At 52.9% G+C, this 22,669-nt stretch carries 11 protein-coding genes and 1 pseudogene; 5 read left to right on the forward strand and 7 right to left on the reverse strand.

Annotation, left to right across the window (positions count from 1 at the left end; genetic code table 11):
• Positions 1 to 117 precede the first annotated feature (117 nt).
• Both CCY01nite_RS26380 and CCY01nite_RS26385 read right to left on the reverse strand, forming a co-directional pair.
• Positions 118 to 2,907: a TIM-barrel domain-containing protein gene (locus CCY01nite_RS26380; protein WP_246130062.1), complete on the reverse strand. Its 2,790-nt coding sequence runs from the start codon at positions 2,905 to 2,907 to the stop codon at positions 118 to 120.
• A gap of 522 nt (positions 2,908 to 3,429) precedes the next feature.
• Complete coding sequence (locus tag CCY01nite_RS26385) at positions 3,430 to 7,413, reverse strand: hybrid sensor histidine kinase/response regulator transcription factor (RefSeq protein ID WP_222614508.1); 3,984 nt, start codon at positions 7,411 to 7,413, stop codon at positions 3,430 to 3,432.
• 133 nt (positions 7,414 to 7,546) lie between these two features.
• On the opposite strand from CCY01nite_RS26385, the gene CCY01nite_RS26390 reads away from it, so the two are divergent.
• The gene (locus tag CCY01nite_RS26390) at positions 7,547 to 8,005 is read left to right on the forward strand and encodes a DUF5362 family protein (protein WP_146867573.1); all 459 of its coding nucleotides are present in this window, start codon (positions 7,547 to 7,549) and stop codon (positions 8,003 to 8,005) included.
• Positions 8,006 to 8,044: 39 nt separating this feature from the next.
• On the opposite strand, the gene ggpS is transcribed toward CCY01nite_RS26390, so the two are convergent.
• Positions 8,045 to 10,276: a glucosylglycerol-phosphate synthase gene (gene ggpS / locus CCY01nite_RS26395; RefSeq protein ID WP_146867574.1), complete on the reverse strand. Its 2,232-nt coding sequence runs from the start codon at positions 10,274 to 10,276 to the stop codon at positions 8,045 to 8,047.
• Positions 10,277 to 10,657: 381 nt separating this feature from the next.
• Here ggpS and CCY01nite_RS26400 point away from each other — a divergent pair, with 381 nt between their 5' ends.
• Positions 10,658 to 12,397: an AMP-dependent synthetase/ligase gene (locus CCY01nite_RS26400; RefSeq protein WP_246130063.1), complete on the forward strand. Its 1,740-nt coding sequence runs from the start codon at positions 10,658 to 10,660 to the stop codon at positions 12,395 to 12,397.
• Between the two features lie 59 nt (positions 12,398 to 12,456).
• Here the strand turns inward: CCY01nite_RS26400 and CCY01nite_RS26405 are convergent, their stop codons facing one another.
• From CCY01nite_RS26405 to CCY01nite_RS26420, 4 genes are all read right to left on the reverse strand, one after another.
• Positions 12,457 to 15,504: an efflux RND transporter permease subunit gene (locus CCY01nite_RS26405; protein WP_146867575.1), complete on the reverse strand. Its 3,048-nt coding sequence runs from the start codon at positions 15,502 to 15,504 to the stop codon at positions 12,457 to 12,459.
• Positions 15,505 to 15,523: 19 nt separating this feature from the next.
• Positions 15,524 to 16,591: an efflux RND transporter periplasmic adaptor subunit gene (locus CCY01nite_RS26410; protein WP_146867576.1), complete on the reverse strand. Its 1,068-nt coding sequence runs from the start codon at positions 16,589 to 16,591 to the stop codon at positions 15,524 to 15,526.
• A 19-nt stretch (positions 16,592 to 16,610) separates the two neighbouring features.
• Entirely contained in the window at positions 16,611 to 17,924 is a 1,314-nt protein-coding gene (locus CCY01nite_RS26415; protein ID WP_186831288.1) for a TolC family protein, read from the reverse strand.
• Positions 17,925 to 18,023: 99 nt separating this feature from the next.
• On the reverse strand, positions 18,024 to 18,635 hold the full coding sequence (locus CCY01nite_RS26420; RefSeq protein ID WP_146867578.1) for a TetR/AcrR family transcriptional regulator: 612 nt from the start codon (positions 18,633 to 18,635) through the stop codon (positions 18,024 to 18,026).
• Positions 18,636 to 19,020: 385 nt separating this feature from the next.
• On the opposite strand from CCY01nite_RS26420, the gene CCY01nite_RS26425 reads away from it, so the two are divergent.
• The 3 genes and pseudogenes from CCY01nite_RS26425 to CCY01nite_RS26435 all read left to right on the forward strand — a co-directional run.
• A complete protein-coding gene (locus CCY01nite_RS26425; protein ID WP_146867579.1) occupies positions 19,021 to 21,474 on the forward strand; it encodes a TonB-dependent receptor in 2,454 nt (817 codons plus the stop codon).
• A gap of 320 nt (positions 21,475 to 21,794) precedes the next feature.
• Positions 21,795 to 22,271: a hypothetical protein gene (locus CCY01nite_RS26430; protein ID WP_146867580.1), complete on the forward strand. Its 477-nt coding sequence runs from the start codon at positions 21,795 to 21,797 to the stop codon at positions 22,269 to 22,271.
• Positions 22,272 to 22,375: 104 nt separating this feature from the next.
• Positions 22,376 to 22,669: pseudogene (locus CCY01nite_RS26435) on the forward strand (hypothetical protein); the annotation flags it as partial.

Raw genomic sequence — 22,669 nt, forward strand, 5'->3', positions numbered from 1 at the left:
TATCCTAGTCCATGATATAAAAAATTGTTCACTGTATTTCAACCCTGATTTTCATTGTTCACTGTATTTCAATGTCTGGTATACTGATCGTATCAAAGATGTTTGCTTTTGCCGGCCCTATTTCCAATCGCCGGCTTTATTCGTTTGCTCTTCACCGTTATACGTTATCAATCCTCCATCTGCTTCTTTAGCACTGCCGGGATGAATGTATATCACCCTGAAATACCGCTGCCGCAACATCCCCGGAAAACTCCCTTCCCGCGCGCCGATGGTCAGCGTACCGGCTGATTCGTTCCAGCGGACGGGAATATTGCTGAACCGTCCTTTTTCATAACCATAATTCAGACCCTCATCTTCATACAACCGGAATGAAGCGTCCCCGCCGGTGTACACGCGCAGCACGATCGTATCCGCGGGCTTTTCGCCGGTGTACTGGATATCCGGGCCAAAGGGCAGGATGGAGCCCGCTTTCACATACAGCGGCATCCGTTGCAGCGGTGCGTCCGCGGTGATGTGTTGCCCGCCTTTGTAGTATTGGCCGGTATAGAAATCGTACCAGCCGGCGGTTGCGGGCAGATAAACGGAGCGGTGACGTGCCTTGTAATGGTATACCGGGTTCACCAGGAGCGCCGGCCCGAACATGAACTGGTCGCTGATGCGCAGCACGGCCGTGTCTGCCGGGAAGTCCATCGGAAGGGCGCGCATGAGGGTATAATCATCATGATAGGTGCGGCCCGCGAGCGAATAGATATAGGGCATCAGCTTATAACGTAAACGGCTATAGTATAACATGGACCGGTACACATCACTGTGTTCCGGCGCGATGTTGAATATTTCGCGGTAAGGATACTGGCCGTGGGAACGGAACAGGGGGCAGAAAGCGCCGTACTGGAACCAGCGGGCGTTCAGCTCCCGCCATTCTTCGAGGTCCGCGCCCTGCGGATCGGGCTGATCATATTTGTCTTCCACGAAAAATCCGCCGATGTCCGTCGTCCACCAGGGAATGCCGGAGAGGCTGAGGTTCAGACCGGCGGGTATCTGGCGTTCCAGCTCATCGAAACGCGCGCTGATATCTCCGCTCCAGGCAGCGGCGGCGTACCGCTGGATGCCCGCATTGGCGTTGCGCGTCAGGATAAAGGCCCGCTGGTCCGGCTTTGAGGCACGTTGGCCTTCGTATACGCCTTTGGCGTTCATCAGCGAATAGGTGTTGAAGTATTGGGCAGCGGGACCGGCAGCAGTGGGATTCATGAGCTGTTTCCGCTCGTCGATGGAGGCGTTGGAAAGAATATCGGGTTCCGTGGCGTCCAGCCACCAGGCGTCTACACCGAGGCTGAACAGCTTTCTGTCGATGATGTTCCAGAACAGCTGGCGGGCTTCCGGCTGAAAGGCATCGTAGAAGGTGGATATATATCCCTGCCCGATCCAGTCCCGCTGTTTGTTTGTGATGTTCTGTTTGTAAAGCCAGTTCTTTGCATCGAACATCTTGTAGGTGGAAATGCCTTCATAGAATTTCGGCCATACGGAGATCATGAAATGTGTATGGTACTTGTCATGCAGCTGATCCAGCATGCCTTTAGGGTCCGGGAAGCGCGCGGGATCAAACTCCTGGCTGCCCCATGCGTCTTCTTTCCAGTAAGACCAGTCCAGCACAATATTGTCCAGCGGTATTTGTCGTTTCCTGAATTCCTGCACCGTCTGCAATATTTCCGCCTGCGTCTTGTACCGTTCGCGGCTTTGCCAGAAGCCGAGCGCCCATTGGGGCAGCATCGTAGCTTTGCCGGTCACCTGGCGGTATCCGCTGATCACGTCATCCATATTTTCGCCCTGCATGAAATAGTAGTCGATCTTTTCGCCGGCTTCGGAGCTGAAGCACATTTTATTGTGCAGGGCTTCCGGCGTGGGAGAGAGCCACTTCAGGGAAACGAACGCCTGTGAGGATTCCGGTATCCATTCCACTTTCAGCGGCACCTTCTTTCCTTTTGCAAGATGCTGCGAGAACACCGAGGGGCCGGGGTTCCAGCCTTCGCGCCACCGGTCCAGCACCAGTTTTCCATCCACCCATATCTTAATATAGCCGGAAGCCGTCACATAAAATTTATAGGCGCCACTCTGGTCCGGCGCCAGGTTGCCTTCCCAGGTCACTTTGCCTTTGCTCATCGGAAAAGCGGCAGGCATGTGCTGCAGGTCAGGCAGAAAAGCATAGTCGATCTTCGGCTCGTTGCGTTTCAGATATATTTTGCGCTGGTCTTTCCTGTCTGCATAAGTCGCCGTCAACCCGCCTTCGCCGGTGAGAACGGAGAGCTGCTCGTGCGGACGATCGTCCCCGAAGCGGGTGATGGAATAGTTGTCCCACAGAATGCCGTAGTGGCGGTTGGAAACGAGGAAAGGCACGGCGGCGATGGAATTGTATTGTGTGAGGTCTACATCCTGGTCCTTGTAGTTCATCACGCCGGTCTGCGGCTGTCCGAGGCCGTAGAACGCTTCTCCGGCGGGAGATTCGAACAGCTGCCGGATGCGGTATAAAGGTTTGTTATCGATCGTAACGGGACGAAAAGCCCTGGAATGCTCCTGCAAAATAACGTTGCCCGCTTTGTCCCGGAAGGTCACGCGGCCGCTGTTCAGCGCCACGGTTACGGAAAGGGCGGCGGTGCGGAGCACTACCTCTTCACTGTTCTCTGAAGCATCCCACTTTACACCCTCCCGGCCGGTGGCGGTCACCATCAGGCTTTGCGTGGTGGAAAAAGTGTCTTCGGCGCTGGCGCTTACATGTATGATCCTGTCCGTCACCACCTGCAGCTTCACCTGCCGGGCGCCTCCCGGAGCGGGGTGTTTCAGCCGCACCAGCAGGCCGTCGTCCAGCCTTTCCACCTGACCGGTAAGGGCACCGGCAAAAGCGGGTAATGCCATAAAGAGAAATAGTAGTGGAAGTCGGGCAATATTCATCTGTATCAGTTTCATCCGGTAAAACATTTATCTCGTGGTTATCTTCTTTTAAGCGTCTTTACCGATTTCCTGCTGCGGTTAGTATGCGCGTTGCTGAAGCTTAGTTTTCATAACAATGTCCGGCTTACGTGGAAAGCGATTTCGGTTTCAACAAAAGTAACAGCCTGCCCGGAGAGCAGTGGTACGGTATTGTGTAAGAATCGGGGTCAAAATGTTAACCGCCGGCAGCCGGAGGGTATGAAAATGATTCCCGGAAGGGTGTAAAATGTTAAGTGTGCTTTTTCTAACGTGCAGATAACCAGTGATTAATTGTCAAAGTGACAATACAAGGATGATGGCCAGTGTGATCAGGCTGATCAGGCATATTTCTATCACGAGGTACATTTTTCTGCTCTTCTTGTAATCCTTTTTGTACATAGTACGCAAAATTATCCATTGCCGCCGGGAGCGATGGGATGGGTTTCTTCATTTAAGGGGTGTGATTTGTTAAGAATCGCTTTTCCTGCTGGCGGCGTAGGCGGAGGGCAGCATGTTGAACTCCATTTTGAAGTACTTCGTAAAGTATTTGGGGTTGTTGAAGCCGGTTTCGTAAGCCACTTCCGCTACGGTCATTTTGCTTTTTTCCAGGAGCTGCGCCGCGCGTTTCAGGCGCATGGTGCGGATGAACTCGATGGGTGTTTTGCCGGTGAGGGCGAGTATCTTTTTGTAGACCGATACGCGGCTCATGAACAGGGCGCGGCTCAGTTCCTCCACGGAGAAACCGGCGTTGGAGATGTTCTTTTCCACGATCTGCATGGCCTGTTGAATGAATTGTTCATCCGCCGAAGAAATGGCGATCTCTTCGGGATGTACCTCGATATGCTTTTCATAGCTCTTTCGCAGGCTGGCCTGCCCGGCGATGGTGTTGCGGATGCGGGACAGCAACACTTCGAAGTTAAAAGGCTTCGTGATGTAGTCCGACGCGCCCTGCTCCAGGGCTTCCAGCTGCTCGTGCTCCGCCGCGCGGGCGGTCAGGAGAATGACTGGTATATGGGCCGTGCGCTGGTTGCTGCGTACTTTCCGGCAAAGCTCCAGCCCGTCCATCTCCGGCATCGCCACATCGCTGACGATCACGTCGGGGACGGTCTGTGCAAGGATGTTCCAGCCCGTGACGCCGTTCTCCGCTTCGAGGATATGGAAATACAGGCCGAGGTTATCTTTCAGGTAAAAGCGGAAATCTTCATTGTCTTCCACGAGCAGCAGCACCGGTTTTTTACCTTTTGTGCCGCTGATGGCGGGCTGCGTTTTGGCATGCGCGGCTTTGATCTCCTCCTGTACCAGGCCTGGAACGGCTTCGCCGCTGACGGGCAGGGTGATCGTAAAGCAGCTGCCCATTTCAGGCGCACTGTCTACCGTAATGCTGCCGCCGTGCAGCTTCACGAACTCCCGCGTAATGGAAAGCCCGATGCCGCTGCCGGGGTTCACCATGGAGGAGGGCATGTCGTGCTGGAAGAACCGCTCAAAGATATGTTCCTGTTTCTCCAGCGGTATCCCTATCCCCGTATCCTTCACCTGTATTTCCAGTCCGCTCTCTATCAGCGCAACATCCACCGATATCTGCCCGTCTTCCGGCGTGAACTTGAAGGCATTGGACAGCAGGTTGAACATGATCTTCTCTATTTTATCCGCATCGTACTGCATTTTCAGCTCCTTTACCTGGCTGGAAAATGACAGGCGGATGTGTTTCTTTTCAGACAGGTCGGAGAAGGAGTAGGCGAGTTCGCGCAGGTAGGCGATGATGTCGCCTTCATTGAGATGCAGCCGGATCTCCTGCACTTCCATTTTCCGGAAGTCCAGCAACTGGTTCACGAGGTTCAGCAGGCGGCGCGCGTTCCGTTGTATCAGCTCGAGCTGGCTTTTCAGACCAGCATCGGAAGCGGTTTTAACGATCTTTTCCAGCGGTGTGATAATGAGGCTGAGCGGCGTGCGGAATTCGTGGCTGATATTGGTGAAGAAGCGGATCTTCATATTGTCCAGCTCATGCATCCGCGCCGCTTCCTGCTGCTCCTGCGCCATCCGGTATTTCAGGCGTTCACGTTCCAGCACGATCCTGCGTGCGAGCAGCAGGGCGCCGAGGATCAGCAGCGCGTATAAAACGAATGCGAGCGGGGATTTCCAGAAGGGCGGCAGCACTTTAATGCGCAGGGTCAGCCCGGTATCGTTCCATACACCGTCATTATTGGATGCTTTCACGCGGAAGGTATAATCGCCCGCATTCAGGTTGGTGAAAATGGCTTTCCGCTGCTGGCCGTCCGTATACAGCCATTCCTTGTTGAAGCCTTCCAGCATGTAGGCGTAGCGGTTCTTTTCCGGGTGAAAATAGTTCAGTGCGGAAAATTCTATGGAGAACACGTTTTCCCGGTATTTCAGCACGATCTCGCGGGTCTGGCTCAAAGCGGCGTTCAGCAGCACGCGGCCGTTGACTTTTTCGCCGGGATGAATGCTTTTATTGAATATCTGCAGGTCGGTGAGCACCACGGGCGGAACGTTCCGGTTCAGCTCGATCGTATGCGGCAGGAAGAGATTGAAGCCGTTGCCGCCGCCGAAGATCAGTTCGCCTTTGCTGGTGCGCAGCGCGGCGTTTTCGTTGAATTCCTTGCCCTGCAGGCCGTCGGAGGCGTCGTAGTTTTTGAACAGCGTATCGCGCATGTTGCAGATGCCGTTGGGCGTGCTCATCCATAAGGTGTGATCATTGTCTTCAAGGATGTTCAGCACGGTGTTGTCCGGCAGGCCGTTTTCCTGGCGGTAGATGCGGAAGCTTTTGGTGGCGGGATCGAAGCGGTTCAAACCTTCGCGGGTGCCGATCCAGATGCGCTGGCGGCTGTCCTGGAACAGGCAAAGCACGTGGTTATGGCTGAGGCTGGCGGGATTGCTGGCATCAAAACCATAATGCGTCATGCGGCCGGTTTGCGCGTCGCGCACGTCGAGCCCCTGTTCCGTACCGATCCAGAGATTGCCCTGGTGGTCTTCGAGCAGGGCGGAAATATAGGTGGAGTTGACGGGAAGATGGGTGAAGCTTTTGCGGTCCGGCCCCAGCACGTCCAGCCCGCCGTTCAGCGTACCTACCCAAAGATTGTGATGCCGGTCTTCCATGATCTCCCACACGTTGTTGTCCGCAAGGCTGGCGGTATCGGCGGCATGGTGGCGGTAGTGGGAAAAGCGCTGGCCATCGAAGCAGTCCAGCCCCCCGAAGTACGTACCGATCCAGAGCTTTTTCTCATGATCGATCCAGAGGCTCACGATCACGTTCGCGCTGAGGCTGTTGGGATTGCCGGGCTCATGAAGGTATTGTTTGAACGTGTTCCGGCTCCGGTCGAAATAGATCAGCCCGCCGCCGTTCGTACCGATCCAGATATTGCCTGCCTCATCTTCCACGAAACGGTTCACATCATCAAAAGGAAGGCTGTTCGGGGAAAAGGACTGGTGCTGGTAGAGCGGGAATTTCACGATGTTCTCGTGGTAATAGTTGATGCCTTTTTTATAGGTGCCCGTCCAGATGATACCGGTGCTGTCTTTATAAAGCGCGGTGATGCTGTTCTGGCTAAGGCTTTTATCATCTTCACTGTTATGGGTGATATAGCGGATGGTATTTTTTTTCTTGTCGATGATGTTGATGCCGCCGTGGTCGGTGCCTACCCATATGAGGCCGTTATTGTCCTGCGTAATGCCGGTGACGATGTTGTTGTTCAGGGCGAGGCCGGGCGTGAACTGGTTGATGGGCGTGAGCGTGCGCGCTTTGATATTGAAATGGAACAGGCCGTTGGCAAGGCTGATGGAGGAGATCCAGAGATCGCCGTCCGCATCGGCGAATAATGTACAATTAGGTGCGCCGGTGTTGATCTTTTCAGGATGGCGGTAGATGATCTGTTTACTGCGTCTGTCCATTTTTTCGAGCGTTCCTGTGGCGTGCAGGAGCCAGTAGTGACCGTCTTTATCCTGTTCCATCGCGAGTATGCGCTGGCCGGGGGCGTAGCGGGTTGTGCCCTTATCTACTTTATACAGCCCGGAATCCGGCTGCAGGAACCAGTAAGCGCCGTTGCGGTCGTGGAATATCCTGTAGGCGGTGTCGCCGGGGATGCCCAGCTGGCGCAGTGCGGCGGAAATGTTGCGGGAAAAGGTGTTACTAACGGGATCGTATATATTAAATCCCCTGCGGGTATTGATCCAGAGCTTTCCACCGGGACCGGCCATGATGTCGCTGATGAAATTGTCGGACAGCGTGGTGCTGTCACGCAGGGAATGGCGGAAGACGAGGAAGTTATAACCGTCGTAGCGGTTCAGTCCGGATGCCGTGCCGAACCACATAAAACCGGTGCTGTCCGAAAAGATGGCGTTTACCTGGCTGTTGGAGAGCCCTTCGTTGATGCCGGTGCGGATGAACTGGTAATAGGGGGACTGTGCGTGGGCGGTACGCAGCAGCAAGCAAAGCATAATGGAAATAAAAGCCCTCTTTTTCATGGGAACGCGGATGCAGCTATATGGCCTGCAATAATATTATATTTTGAGTATCCATATACAAGATATTTCAAAAAATGATAATTTCATGGACAAACTATAACGCTATATGGAAAATCAACACCAAAATTTATTTGATCTGCAGGTAGACCAGGAGGTTTCCGGTTACCTGGCGGAAACTGCTAAATGGGCGAAGTTCCTCGCCATTGTAGGTTTTGTTATGACGGGCCTGATGGTGATCCTTTCGTTTTTTGCGGGCGCTATTATGACGTTCTATGCGAGCGCCATGGGAGGCGGCGGAATGCCCATGATGGGCGGTGGTTTCCTGACGGTGATCTACCTGCTGCTGGCGCTGCTGATCTTTTTTCCTTACCTCTATTTGTACAACTTCGCCAGTAAAATGCAGGCGGCGCTGCGGTCGTCCAGCCAGGAGGAGTTGACGAAGTCTTTTGCGAATCTGAAATCCTGCTTCAAGTTTGTGGGGATACTGACGCTGATCTGTCTTGCTTTTTACGCGCTGATGTTTGTATTCGGCCTTATTGCGGGATTGGCGGGAGCGATGGCGTAGGAATTTTGTACGATATCCGATATCAAAAAAAAATCCGGGTTAAACCCCGGATTTTTTTAATTCGTCCATGAACTCGTCGGCCCAGAACTCGATATTGTAGTGGCTGACATTCTGATACAGCCTTTGCATTCTGATCTGTCTTTCCTGTTTGTTCATCACCAACGCCCGCAGCAGGCTTTCCATCATCGATTTATTGTCGTATGGATTGGTGAGGATGGCGTCGGGCATTTCCACCGATGCACCGGCAAATTCGGAGAGCACGAGGGCGCCTTCTGATTCGGGGTTCTGTCCCTGTACGGCAATGTATTCTTTTGCCACCAGGTTCAGCCCGTCGCGCAGCGGCGTGATCCATGCTACATCTGAAATGGCATAGTAAGCCAGCACTTCTTCAAAGCTGAAGGAGCGGAAGAAGAAGTGGATCGGCACCCAGTCGATGCGGGAATAGCGCCCGTTGATCTGGCCGATGGCCTGTTCCAGTTCATGCTGTACCTGTTCGTATATCTTCATGCCTTTTGCGGGCGGGGTGCAGATATTGATCAGCTCCACTTTCCCGTGCAGGGCGGGATGTTCATCCAGGAATTGCCCGAATGCCTTGATCTTTTCCAGCGGGCCTTTCACATAGTCCAGGCGTTCTATGCTGATGATCGTTTTTTTGCCGGAGGTGCTTTTCTTCAGCTCCGCGATCATCTGTTGCGTTTCTTCTTTCTGCATCAGCTCCTTGATATAGTCCACATGCACGCCTACAGGATTTGCGCCGAGCCTTACCTTGCGTCTGCCGGTATCGATCTCGCGGGTCATGGCGCCAATGCCCATCGCGGTGCTGTAAGTCAGGAAGCGGGGAGCGCAGCTCACGGTTTCCGTGACTTTCACCGGCATGAGGCTGTTCACCACGTCCACAAAATTCTCCACGTAGCGGGGAATGTGGAAGCTGATGTAATCACATTGCAGCAGGCTGCCGATGATCTCCGCGCGCCAGGGAATGATGTTGAACGTATTGGCGGCGGGGAATGCGGTATGGTGGAAGAAGCCGATGGTAAGGTCGGGGCGCAGCTGGCGCAGGTATCCGGGAACCATCCAGAGATTGTAATCGTGTATCCACACCATGGCGTTGGGCTCTGCTTCCGCCGCTGCTTTTTCCGCGAACAACCTGTTGATCTTCAGGTAATGTTCCCAGTGTTCGTGATTGAACTGCACCTTCTCAATGAAGGAGAAGATGGCGGGCCAGAAGGCTTCCTTCGAGAAAAGCTTGTAAAAGATGTCGATATCGGCCTTGTCCATTAAAACCGGACTGGCCTGCAAATTCGGGTAAAGTTCTTCATCGATATAAAAGTTTTCTGTTTGCTGATCTTTCTCCTGTCTTTCCTGCCAGGCGATCCACAATCCCGGGCGGTTGGTCTTGAAAAAGTTCGTCAGGGTAGGGAGGATGCCGTTCGGGCTTTTCGGCGCGCGCCTGATCAGCTTGCCATTCTCTTCCACAGTTTCAAACGGGAATCGGTGGTAGAGCATGACGAGCTGTGTAGATTCATTGCTGACTTTTTTGGGCACGCTTTTCTTTTGATAAAAGGATTTGAAATCCTCATAAAAGTTGAGTGCTTCCAGGATGCCGCCGGCACCGGCGGAATCTGCGTGGAATACGCCGTTCAGGCGGTTGGTGGCTTCTGTGAGCGCGGGCTCCGCTTCGCCTACTACCACGCCTTTAAAACCGATACCATAGAGGGAAAGGTCGTTCAGCGTATCGCCGGCCACGAGCACTTCCTGCTCCGGCACTCTTAACAGGTCGCAAAGCTGCTGCAGCGTGGAGCCTTTGTTCACGCCGGCAGGTAGTACGTCCAGGAATTTGTTGGCGGATAAAATAATGTCGCAATCCAGTTCTTTTTCCAGCCTGCCTACTTTTTCCTTTATCCTGTCGTCATCATAAAAGAAAGAACATCTGCGCTGCTGCGGTACTGCCTGCAGGCGGATGCCTTTCACATCTTCGAGTAATCTCATCACCGGTTCTTTACCCGGCCATTTTGTTTCGATGCTGTTCTGGATCGGCTGTACGGGTTCCAATGTGTGGCCATCCAGCACGGTGGCGCCAACATCGCAGATAATGTAGTCAGGCCTGGGAATAACGGGGTCATTCAGCAGGGGTAATACGCTTTCAACACCGCGGCCTGTTACAAATATCAACCGGAAATCTTCGTTTTCGCGGATAATACTGTATAACTGTTCTTTGTGGTGATTGCTTCCTCCTAAAAATGTTCCGTCCAGGTCTGTAGCTAAAATCATGCGTTCAAGGTTTTATGTGATAGAATCGGGCTACCAGCCAACGGCTCGGGTTGACGTGCATCCATTTTTTTATTCATTAATTATTGCTGTAAGATTAACAACTCCGGGGTTAAACTGGATATCAGTTGAGCGGCACAAAGGTACGAAGAATTGCCGGGGGAAAAGACTAAATCGGGTGACAACTTGGCGCTGTTTGGTGACTATTAGGCATAAAATAATTGAAAATCAATGTTGATGGTGTTAATGCCGGATATTCTTACAAGGCCGGAACAATTTCTTATATCTGGTTCTTTTTTATTATTTTAACGTATGATGAATCAACAGCCAAAACGATTATTTGATGCGGTAAGTTATCAGTTGCAACACTTTCCCAAGCCTGATATGCTGGTGTCTAAAGTGAACGGAGCTTGGAAGCCTTACAGCACGCAGGAGGTACAGGAGATCGTGAATCGCCTCAGCGCCGGCCTGCTGAGCCTTGGCGTTAGCGGGAACGACGGCACCGCGGAGGGCGCTGACAAGATCGGCATCATTAGCAATAACCGACCGGAATGGGTGTTTACCGATCTTGCCGTGCAGCAGACAGGCGCCATATTGGTGCCGCTGTATCCCACGACCAATCCCCTCGAGATAAAATTCATACTGAACGATGCGGCGGTAAAATATATGTTCGTCAGCAGCACGGAACTGCTGGAAAAGATCCGCGATCTGCAAAAAGATATTCCATCACTGCAGCATATCTACGCCTTCGAGGAAATTCCCGGGGCGGACCATTGGAGCAAGGTAACAAACCTCGCCACGGACGAGCTGCTGCAGCGGGTGGAAGAGAACAAGGCGAAGATCAGTGAAGAGCAGGTGGCTACGATCATCTATACTTCCGGCACTACGGGCACACCGAAAGGCGTGATGCTCACGCATCGCAACATTGTGAGCAATGTGTTCTTCTCCAAAGCAAGTTTCCCTTTCCCCGATGCGCCGGACCAGAAGGTGTTGAGCTTCCTGCCGCTGAATCACATTTTTGAAAAGATGTGCACTTACATCTACCTGTTCAGCGGCATCAGCACTTATTATGCGGAGAGCCTGGACAAGATCGCGGACAACCTGCGGGAAGTGCGGCCGGATGGCTTTACCACCGTTCCGCGGCTGCTGGAAAAAGTGTATGAGAAGATCATGAGCAAAGGCAATGAACTGACCGGCATCAAACGTTCCCTGTTCTTCTGGGCCGTGGCGCTCGGAAAGAAATATGATAACAATATCAGCGGCGGCTTGTGGTATAACCTGCAGCTGGCGATCGCCAACAAGCTGATCTTTTCCAAATGGCGCGAAGCGCTTGGCGGGCGGATCACTTTTATTGTAACCGGCGGCGCGGCCTGCCAGGAGAACCTGCTGCGCATTTTCAACGCCGCCAGGGTACCCGTGTATGAAGGGTATGGGCCAACGGAGAACAGTCCCGTTATCAGTGTAAACCGGCGCTATCCCCCCGGGGGAACGATGTTCGGCACAACTGGACCTGTGATAGAAGGAGTGGAGTTAAAGTTCACGGAAGAAGGGGAGATTTGCGTAAAAGGGCCGTCCGTAATGAAAGGTTATTTCAAGCGGCCGGACCTCACGGCGGAAACGGTGATCGATGGATGGCTGCATACGGGAGATATCGGGCAGCTGGTGAACGGCAAGTTCCTGAAGATCACGGACCGCAAGAAAGAGCTGTTCAAGACCAGCGGCGGCAAGTACGTGGCGCCGCAGCCGATCGAAAACAAATGCAAGGAAAGCCCGTTCATTGAACAGCTGATGGTGGTCGGCAATGAAAGGAAATTCGTGTCCGCCCTGATCGTGCCTTCGTTTGCCATGCTGAAACGATGGATGAGCCAGAACAATATTCCTTTTACGACCAACGAAGAAGCGGTGAAGCAACCGGAAGTAATAGCGATGTATGAAAAGGTGGTAGACCGTTATAACAGCACTTTCAATCATGTAGAGCAGATCAAGAAATTCGTATTGATGCCGCATGAATGGGGCGTGGAAACGGGTGAGATGACGCCGAAGCTGAGCCTCAAACGCAAGGCCATCCTGGAGAAATATAAGGACGAGATAGAGAAGATATATCATACGGAGCCGGGTAAATGACCCGTGTTCCGGCCGTTAAAAGAAGCCCTGCCACGTTCGTGGCAGGGCTTTTCTTTGTCCTAGTTGGCATGCACCTTCGGCGGAATGAGCTTGTACACTACCGGCGTAACCACCCTGGAAAGCAGGGTAGAGCTGATCAGCCCGCCTATCAATACTATCGCCAGCGGGGCTATCAGCGGATTGCTGGAGATGGCGATAGGTATCAGGCCGCCGATGGCGGTGAGTGATGTGAGCACGATCGGCAGGAAGCGTACCTCGCCGGCCTCACGGATGGCTTCATCCAGACTTTTGCCCTGCTCCCGCAGCTGGTTGGTGAAATCCACCAACAGTATCGTGTTCTTCACTTCAATACCGGCCAGTGCAATTAAACCGATGATCGCTACGAACGACAGTGAATTGCCGGTCAGCCATAATGCAATAGCTGCGCCTACAATACCCAATGGTATCACGGAAAGGATGATCAGCGTGCTTTTGAAAGTGCGGAATTCCAGGATGAGCACGGCAATGAAGAGGAACACCGTTACGATGATGATGCTGAGGAATCCCCCGAAAGATTGCTGCGCTGATTCCACTTCACCGCCCATTTCATAGGAATACCCGGCAGGCAGCTGCATACCGTCCATTTTCCCGATCACGTCCGCAATCACGCGGTTAGCCAGGAACCCCTGCTGCAGGAACGCTTTCACAGACACGACGCGCCTCTTTTCCTGGTGGTTGATGTTTACCGGCGATGTTTCCATTTTCAACGCGGCTACCTGCGACAGTGGAACGGCCTTGCCCTGCAGGTTGTTCACGTACAGGTTGTTGAAGGCTTCCAGCGTGGGTTTGCCATCGCGCTCGCGGGTAAGCAAAATCGAGTAGTCGTTCGTGTTATGGTCCGTGTACTTTCCCAAAGTAAGACCGGCCACGGCGAGGCGCACGGTACGGTCTACCTGCACGAACGGAACGCCCAGCTGCTGCGCTTTTTCGGGTTGTATTGCTACTTTGATGTCGCTTTTCAGGAGATCGACGGGGTTGTCGATGTACATGGTGCCCTGTGTTTTCCGCAGCATGTTCTCCACTTGTCCCGCGAGTTGCCGCAGCGTGTCCAGGTCATCGCCGAAGAGGCGTACTTCCACCGGCGCAACCACCGGCGGGCCCTGTTCAAAGTTCTTCACTTCCACCTTGGCGCCGGGATAAGGCGTCCATGCCTTGCGGAGCTTTTCTATCAGCGCGATCTTGTCGGACGGGTTGGTATGCTCGTCCAGCTGCACGAAGATCTGCGCAAAATCGCTGCGTTCGCTTTCCTGCACTACATTGTAATAGATGCGCGGGTTGCCTTTCCCGACGTTGGCGGCGAAATATTTCACGGCGGGCTCCTGCCGCAGCGCTTTTTCAATCTCTTTTGTGATGTTGTTGGTATAACTGATGCTGGATTGCGGCGGGGCGGTGATATTGACCAGGAACTGCGGTTTTTCAGACGGCGGGAACAGGCTGAAGCCGATGATCCGGAACACGTACATGGAGGCCGCGAAGATGATCACGGTGGCGGTAATGGTCAGCGCGGGGCGTTGCAGGGCTTTGTCCAGCAGCCGCGCATAGCTGCCGCTGATGAGCCTTTTCAGCGCGCGCATGAAGATGTTGCCGTCCGGGTGCCCGGTATGCGCTTTCAGCAGTTTGCTGGTGAGGAAGGGAATGATGGTCAGGGAAACGACCATGGATGCGAGTACGCAGAAGATCACCGCCAGCGGCAGGCTGCGGATGAAATCGCCGGAGCCTTCGGGCATGAACACCAGCGGCATGAAGGCGATGATGAGCGTCACCGTGCAGCCCACTACCGCCATGCCGATCTGCTTGGTGGCTTTCAGCGTGGCTTCCAGGGCGCTGTGGCCCTGAAGCATCCATCGTTCTATATTTTCCACCACCACAATGCTGTCATCCACCAATAACCCCAACGCCACTACGAGCCCTACAATGCTGAGCTGGTTGAGGTTATAGCCGAAGAGTTGCAAGAGGATGATGCCGATGGCGAGTGAAAGCGGAATGGAGATCATCACGATCACGGCCTGCCGGAAACCCAGTGGCAGCAAGGTAACCGCCACCAGCAGGATGGCGATGATAAAATCGAGGCCAAGGCTGCCGAGGCGCCGGTTCACATTTTCTGCCTGGTCGAAATGCTGCACCATGTCTATGTTTGCCGGCAGGGTCTTTTTGAAAGCCTCGATGACCGGCTTGTAGCTTTGCTGCGTTTTGCTGATGTTTTCGCCTTCTTTTTGCGCGGCGGCCACAAATACGCAGCGGTATCCGTTTAGCCGTGTCAGGTAGGTTTCGTCCGCATAGCCGTAGTAGACCTTCGCGATATCTTTCAGGTAGATGTTGCGCCCGTTGCCGGTATACACGATGGTGTTGCTGATCTCGGCGAGTGAATGGAAGTTGCCGCTGGTCTTGATGTTGAAGGTCCTGTTACCCGCGTCGATCCTGCCGCCGGGGATGCTGAGCGTTTCATTCTGCAGGCTGCTGATCACGTTGTTGACGGGGAGGTTCATCTGCGCCATTTTTTCCAGGTTCAGCTCAATGCGCACCTGTTGCTCCGGTAATCCGAAGATGTCTACTTTCTTCAGCGGGGCGAGCCTTTCCAGTTGCTCCTGCAGCTCCTCGGCGTAGAACTTCAGTCTGTCCCGCGGTGCGTTTTCGGAGATCAGGGCTATCTGCAGCACATTCACATCCGAGGGCTGGAACTTCCGTATTTCGATGTTCATGTTATCAGGCGGGAGGTCGCGGCGTTTGTTGTTGACCACGCGCACGAGTTCCTGGTATTTTTCGTCAACGTCGCTGCTGTATTTGTATTCCACGCGCATAATGGCGAGGCCGTCGTTGATCTGGGTGCGGATGCGGAGGATGTTTTCCAGTCCGTATATCTCTTTTTCCAGCGGGTCTACCACCAGTTCTTCCATGTCTTTCGGGCTGGTGCCGGGGTATACGACGATCACCGAGTAGGTGGGGGCGTGCATTTCCGGGTCTTCGGAGCGCGGCATGTTGAGGATGGTGGTGATGCCGAGCGCGATGATCATGATGAAGATGACGAGGGTGAACTGGTAGTTCTTTACCGCGTATGCTGATATTTTCATTGATTCATTATTTAAGCCGTTATGGAATGACGTGAATGCTGCTGCTGTCCGTCAGGTAGGCGCTGCCTGAAATAATGAGCTGGCGGGCGTTGGCGAGCCCTTCGCTGATGATGACATGATCCTTTTCCATGCCGGCTACCGTCACTTTTATTTTCTTCGCAGTTTTTCCGTCGTTGGTAATGAATACATACCCGGAGCTGCCGTTGCCGTCCAGCAGCGCATCGTAGGGGATTTGCCAGGTGCCGGCCTGTTCCGTTGTTTGGGGGCGAACGTGCACCACCGCCTTGCCGAACATCCCGAAGGCAATATTGGCGGGCTTTTCACCGGTCAGCTTGATATCGATCGTAAAAGCCCCGGTAGCCGGGTCTATTCCTTCGGAGCGGCGGGACACAAAGCCCCGGAAAGTTCTGCCCGGAACGGATTCCACTTCCACCGCTGCCGTGTCCCGCGGGCCGATGGCGGCCCATTCCCGGTTGCTCACGCTGGTGCGCAGCAGCCAGTTGCCGGATTGTGCGCCGTTGGTCTGCAGTACGGGCGTGCCGGCCTGCACCAGCTGTCCTTCCGCCGCCAGCTTGCGCAGCACGTAACCGTTGCGGGGAGCGGTGATCACGCTGTGATTGCGGTTGAACTGCGCGGTGCGCAATTGCTGCTGCGCCATGTCTTTCGCGGTTTGCGCATTCTGCAGCTGTTCGAGCGTAGCCACGCTGTCGTTATACAAATTGGTCGCGCGTTGAAGATCGCGTTGCGCTTTTTCGAAGGCCAGCTGCGCCTGCTGCACCTGTGCGTCTACTTCCACGGGGTTCAGGGTGGCGACGGTCTGTCCCTGCCGGATCGCATCGCCTTCCCGCACCAGGATACGCTGGATGATGCCGCCGGTTTTGAAAGAGAGCAGCACCTCATCGTCTGTTGTAAAGGCGCCGGACACGGGGATAGCGGCCTGATGCGCGTGTGCATCCAGTGGCAGGAGCTTTACAGGAATGGCGGCCTGCGCGGGTATTTCAGAAGCCGCGGAACCGGCGCCGCATGCGCTGATCATGGCGGACAGCGCCAGCAGCAACAGGGAAGCATAGCAAGAATTCGTTTTCATATCTGTTTTATTGAATGTTTTATAATGGATAACCGGCTTGCGCACGTTCGATTTCGGCGGCAGATATCTGCACCGCGGCGGATGCCTGCAGCAGTTGCAGCCGTGCGTTCGTCAGCTGGTTTTGCGCATCCAGCAGCTCGATGTAAAGGAGCTGGCCTTCCTTGTAAACCTTTAACTGATCGCGGTAATATTTTTCGGAAAGCTGCAACTGCGTTTGCGCGCTGGAAAAATTGGAACGGGCGGTGTTGTAATCGTTGGTAGCGCGGGTCAGCTCCAGCGCCATGCCCTGCAGGGTTTCATCATATGCGGTCTGTGCAATGGACGCATCCGCTTCCGCCTGTTTGGTGCGGTAACGCCGCTGCCCGCCGGTAAAGAGGTCCCACTGCAGGTTGAGGCCCCAGATGTAGTAGCGGGTGGCGGAGTTGAACGCGAAGTTGAAGCCCTGTGAGCCGAGATCGAGAAAGGTATTGACTTTGGGTATAAACGCCGCATGCTGCATCTTCTGCTGAAGCAATGCCATGTTGCGGTTTTTTTCCAGTTGTACCAGCTCTTCCCTTGAACGTATATCCGTTGGAGTGATAGCCGCCGGTTCCTGCATGGTGGCGCCGTTCACCCGGATGGAATCCTGCGCGGGACGGTTCAGCAGGAAGTTGAAATAAGCCTGTGCATTCCGTTGTCCGTTCATGGCCTGGGTGAGCGCGGCTTCCGTACGCTGTCCTTCCGCCTGTGCGCGGGTCAGGGAGGTGCTGTTGCGGATGCCGTTCTTCAGCATGCTCTGGTTCACGCGGATGTTCTCCTTTACCAGGTCCAGGGCGTTTTGATAGACGGCCACGGCGTTTGTTGCCTGGGAGTATTGATAGTAGGCCGTTTTGATGTCTTTCACCAGTTGCCGTTTATACACATAGAGAATGGCCTGCTGCCGGGTAATGTCTTCCTGCCGGATCTTTTTCGCGTACCATATTTCCGTGTTGATGAGCGGGAGGGAGGTGCGGACCTTGGCGTCGTAAAAGTTGTCCGGCGTCAGGAGAACGGACTGGTTTTCGAGCTGCGGGAACTGATGGCTGTTGGTCAGTTCGTTGAGCGTTGCGTACACACCGTTCATCAGGTCTCCCAGCGGAATGTCGATCGTACGCCCGCCGCTGGCTTTGGTGTAGCTGCTGAGCAAGCTGGCCTGCGGCATAAAAAATGCTTTGGCTTCCTTCAGCGCGTACATGCTTTTTTCCAGCTGGAAGTTTTGCCGCTTTACGGCTTCATTGCGGGTGAAGGCTTCCCGGATATAGCCGTCCAGCACGCTTTGCTGCGCCCGGCTATACAGAGTAATGTTTGTAAACACAACTAGAATAATGATCCTTGGTAACATAATGAACATCGTTTAGTAAACTGGCGAAAAAAAACAACCAGAGATACCGTATATCCGTGATTGTTATTAATACTATGCTTTGATCATACGCAGGTATTCCTGCACGGTGGCTGCTATGAGCTTTTCTACGCCTGCTTCGTCCATTTCCAGTATTTTCATCCTGCAGCGTATATTCAGGGATACAAACCCGTGGCACATGGACCATACGGAGAGGGCCGCTGCCCGCGGATCGGAGAACCGGATCAGCTTTTTAGACACGCATTCCTGCACGCAATCCATCAGATAAGAGAAGCAGCCTTTTCCGTTCAGCCAGCCCTGGTCCTCCACTTTGTTCATCGGTGCGCGGATGATGAACATCAGGTCGTACAGCTCTGGCTGTTCGTGCCCGAATTGAATATAGGTCTGCGTGATCTGTTCCAGCCGCTTCCAGGGATTCCTGCTCGGCGCCTTTTCCTCGAATGCTTCCAGCAGCCTGCGGAAAGCTTCGCGCTGTACTTCGTGCAGCAGCTCGTCTTTGTCCTTGTAGTAAAGGTAGATCGTACCCGGACTATATTCAATTTTATCTGCGATGTTGCGGATGGAGGTTTTTTCATATCCCTCTTCAAGGAACATGTGCGTTGCGGCGTCAATGATCAGCCGTTTCATTTCCTGCTTCTCCCTTTCTTTCCTGTCAGAAATGCCCATGTTGAATTATTTACTTTACGATGCAAATATAATGAACGGTGTTCAGTATTTCCAAATTTATTTTTCAGCGGTGGTTATCAAAGCTATATTTTTTAAACGGATCGTTTTGCTGCCGGCGTCATTATCGGTGGCTTCATCATAAAACGGCATTCTGAACGGCGACCGTCTGTATAAGAAAAGCCGCTAACAAAAAAGTGAGTGTTTTTTCAGGGCAAAAGTTTTAAATAGCGGATTAATTTAAGCGTTTTTGGCTTTCAGCCGTAACCTCCCGCCCGTTAATTTTGTTATAATACCAGCCGTTTAACCATCCATCCATTAATTATCATACCCTGAGCATTAATGTTTACTTTTAACCGCATTGAACATCAATTGTGTAAAGTAAATCATGAGGAAAATTGTCATTTTGTTGCTAGGATGGATCATGGGAAACAGTATCCACGTGCAGGCGCAGCAACAGCAGCAGGGAGAGTCCCAGGCTGCTTTGTTAGGAAAGTTACTGGACGATAAGACGGGCAAACCGGTAGAATACGCATCTGTCGCATTACTGAACCCCGATTCAACGGTTTTGACGGGCATGCTGTCCAAACCCAACGGGGATTTCGATTTCCGGCAGCTCAAGCCAGGTAATTACATTCTGAAAATATATTTCATTGGCTATCAGACCCACTTTCAGGCCGTTGCGGTGAAACGCACTACGGACGTGGGCAACATCCGGCTGAAATCCGCCGCTACCGCGCTGAACGAAGTGGAAGTAGTGGGAGAGAAGCCCGCTTTTACGATGGAGATCGATAAACGGGTGTTCAATGTGGACAAGAACCTGGCCAGTGTCGGAGGCACTGCTACGGACGTTTTGCGGCAGGTGCCTTCTGTGAATGTGGACATTGACGGGAATGTTTCGGTAAGGAACGGCAGCCCCACCATTTTCATCGACGGCCGCCCCAGCACGCTTACGCTGGACCAGATACCCGCCGACGCTATCGCCTCGGTGGAAGTGGTGACCAATCCCTCCGCCAAATACGATGCGGAAGGCATGAGCGGCATTCTGAACATCGTACTGAAAAAGAACCGCCGCGCGGGCCTCAACGGTCTGATCACCGCCGGCATCTCCACCACCGAAAGCACCAACGCCGGAATAGATCTGAACCTGCGCCAGGGAAAGATCAATTTCTTCGTGAATTACAATCTCCGCGACCGTAAGTCACCGATGAAAACACATATGTTCCGCAAGAACATCGATGACGATACCACTACTTACATGGACCAGTACCAGGATGGCGATTTCGGCCGCAAGTTCCAGTCCGGCCGCGTTGGTTTCGACTGGTTCATTGATAACCGGAACACCATCACCATATCCCAGGGCATTGTAGGCGGTGATTTCAATAACATGAACGAACAAACGATCTACGACCTGGATATTCATCAGAACCGCGTCCGCTACGCCTCCGGCCGCAACGACAGCAAACGCAAGTTCCGTAACTATACTTCGCAGATCGGCTACAAGCGCACCTTTGCGAAGGAAGGCCGCGAGCTGACGGCGGATTTCACCTACAACCGCGCCAACAGCGAGAACCGCGACGACTACAGCCTGCAATATTACGACATGCAGCACCAGCCGATCAATTCCCCGATACAGCCGGAACTGCGCTATGCTAACGGCAACGGCAACACGTCGTATATGACCGGCCAGATCGACTTCGTGAACCCGCTGTCTGAAACCTCCAAGCTGGAAGCCGGGCTGCGCACCAACTCGCGTACATTCAACAACGTATTGAGCACTTATGGCCGGGATTTTGACAGCGGCGCATTCCTGTACGATTCCGCGCTGTCTAACGACTACCACTATACGGAACAGATCAATGCGGCGTATGTCAGCTATACGGGAGCATTCGGGAATTTCGGGTTCCAGACCGGTCTTCGTGCGGAGCAGTCGTTTTACAGCGGAGAGCTGCGCAATGTGAAGGATGCCAATTACAAGATCGATTATCCTATCAGCCTTTTCCCGAGTGTGTTCCTGACGCAGAAGTTCAAGGGCGATCATGAGATGCAGCTGAATTACAGCCGCCGTATCCGCCGTCCCTGGTTCCGCGACCTGCTGCCGAACATCGAATACAACGCGAACTCCGCTGAACGTGGTAACCCCGCGCTGAAACCGGAGTTCACCAACTCCTTCGAGCTGTCTTACCTGAAAGACTTTGACCGGAAACATAATATACTGGCGTCCGTATACTTCCGCAATACGCCCAACGCGATCACGGATTTCTTTGTGGACACGGTGCTGAACCTGGACGGTCAGGAGCGCAAGGTGGTGCTGGAATATCCGATCAACGCATCCGTCCGTAATTCGTACGGCCTGGAAGTGACCATGCGCAACCAGCTCACGAAGAACTGGGACGTGACTACCAACGTGAACTTTGCGCAGACGAAGATCGATGCCGGTGCGCTTAGCAATTCCGGTTTCGTGTGGTTCGGCAAAATTAACAGTAATACCAAGCTGCCCTGGAACCTCACGCTGCAGGTGACCGGTGAATATGAATCCAAGCGCATCGAGCCGCAGGGCGAGGATGCGCCGGAGTACCAGATAGATGTGGCGGTGAAGAAGGACTTTTTCAAGAAGAAGAATTTCTCTGTGTCGCTGGGGTTGAATGATATCTTTAACTGGGACCGTGATTTGAGCTATACCCGTACGGCCTTCTCTGAATCCGAGCGTTACCGGAAGCGGGTATCGCGTGAGCTGCGGCTGAATGTGAGCTGGCGGTTCGGGAAAATGGACACGAATTTGTTCAAGCGGAAGCGGGGGAATGATGAAGGAGGAGATAACATGGGAGGCGATGATTTTTAAGATTTTTGAGATTTTTGAGGATGCCCGGCGGATGCCGGGCATTTTTTTTTGACGGCTACATCATTACGAATTATTTATTTGCATAATGAATAAATTAAATACATAACTTTTGGACGCTTCATAACTTGTTCATCATCATTATTTTTCCTGCGCACTTAAAAATGTAAGAAATAGCTATATATTTATGCAACGGTTGTTGAAAAACCGTGTAAACCTATGCGGCTTAAAACCCTGGATGAATCCCTTTATATTCCATTTCCCTGGCAACTACCCATGGTTCCCGGGCTGCATTGTTACCACAAAATTTCAAGCAAAGACCTATGAACATTATTACATACCAGGATTTTCACACGATCCGGTTAAGTGACTTTTATGCAGGCGCTGATATCAGGGAGATAGAGAATTATGAGTTTATGGGAGAACTGTGGGTAGGGGAGCTTTCCGGCTTCAATACCTGCCTTCGTTTACTGGCCGAACCGGAAGCAACAAGGGCCATTTCTCTCGATTTTACGAAAGAAGATGCGGAGATGGCCGGCAGAGTGCTGGAAGCCTTGCAACTGCCTGTAACAAAGGCCTCTTCAGAAGCAGACCTTACGGCGTTGTTTGGCGCGCCGCAAAAAAAGCTGCGCCTCGCAAAAGATACCATCACACTGGATTTTATCATTGGGGAGCAATGTGTATATTATTTGTCCTGCACCCTGCATCATATTAGCGGTCTCATGTACCTGGATATTGTTCAGGAAGAGAAAGTGTCAAAGAAAGTAAAAGGGAAAAAGAAGAAGGTAATGGAAGAGTGATAATTTTGCTTTGATTTTTGGGATATTTGATTACTTTAGTGGAACTATCACCTATTCCATACCTATCGTCAATGACCCGTAACCCGCTATTAACCTTCTTCTTTTTGTTTGCATTATCCTTCCCCGGTTTTGCCCAGGATAGCATTGTAGCCCGTGTTCAGCAGGTCCCGGAGAAATATCTTTCACAGGTAAGTCAGAAAAGCAGGCAGTTTGAAAAGCAGCTGGATAAACGGACATCCAAAGCCCTTAACCGCATGTTGAAGCAGGAGCAGAAGCTGCAGCGGAAGCTGGCGAAAGTGGACTCCATTGCCGCAAAGAATATCTTTACCCGGTCCATTGATTCCCTTGGCAGCCTCAAAAGCAGGTTGAAAAGTAAAACGGCCAAATATGAGAAAGCA

Source organism: Chitinophaga cymbidii, from assembly GCF_007992715.1.
Classification (GTDB): Bacteria; Bacteroidota; Bacteroidia; order Chitinophagales; family Chitinophagaceae; genus Chitinophaga; species Chitinophaga cymbidii.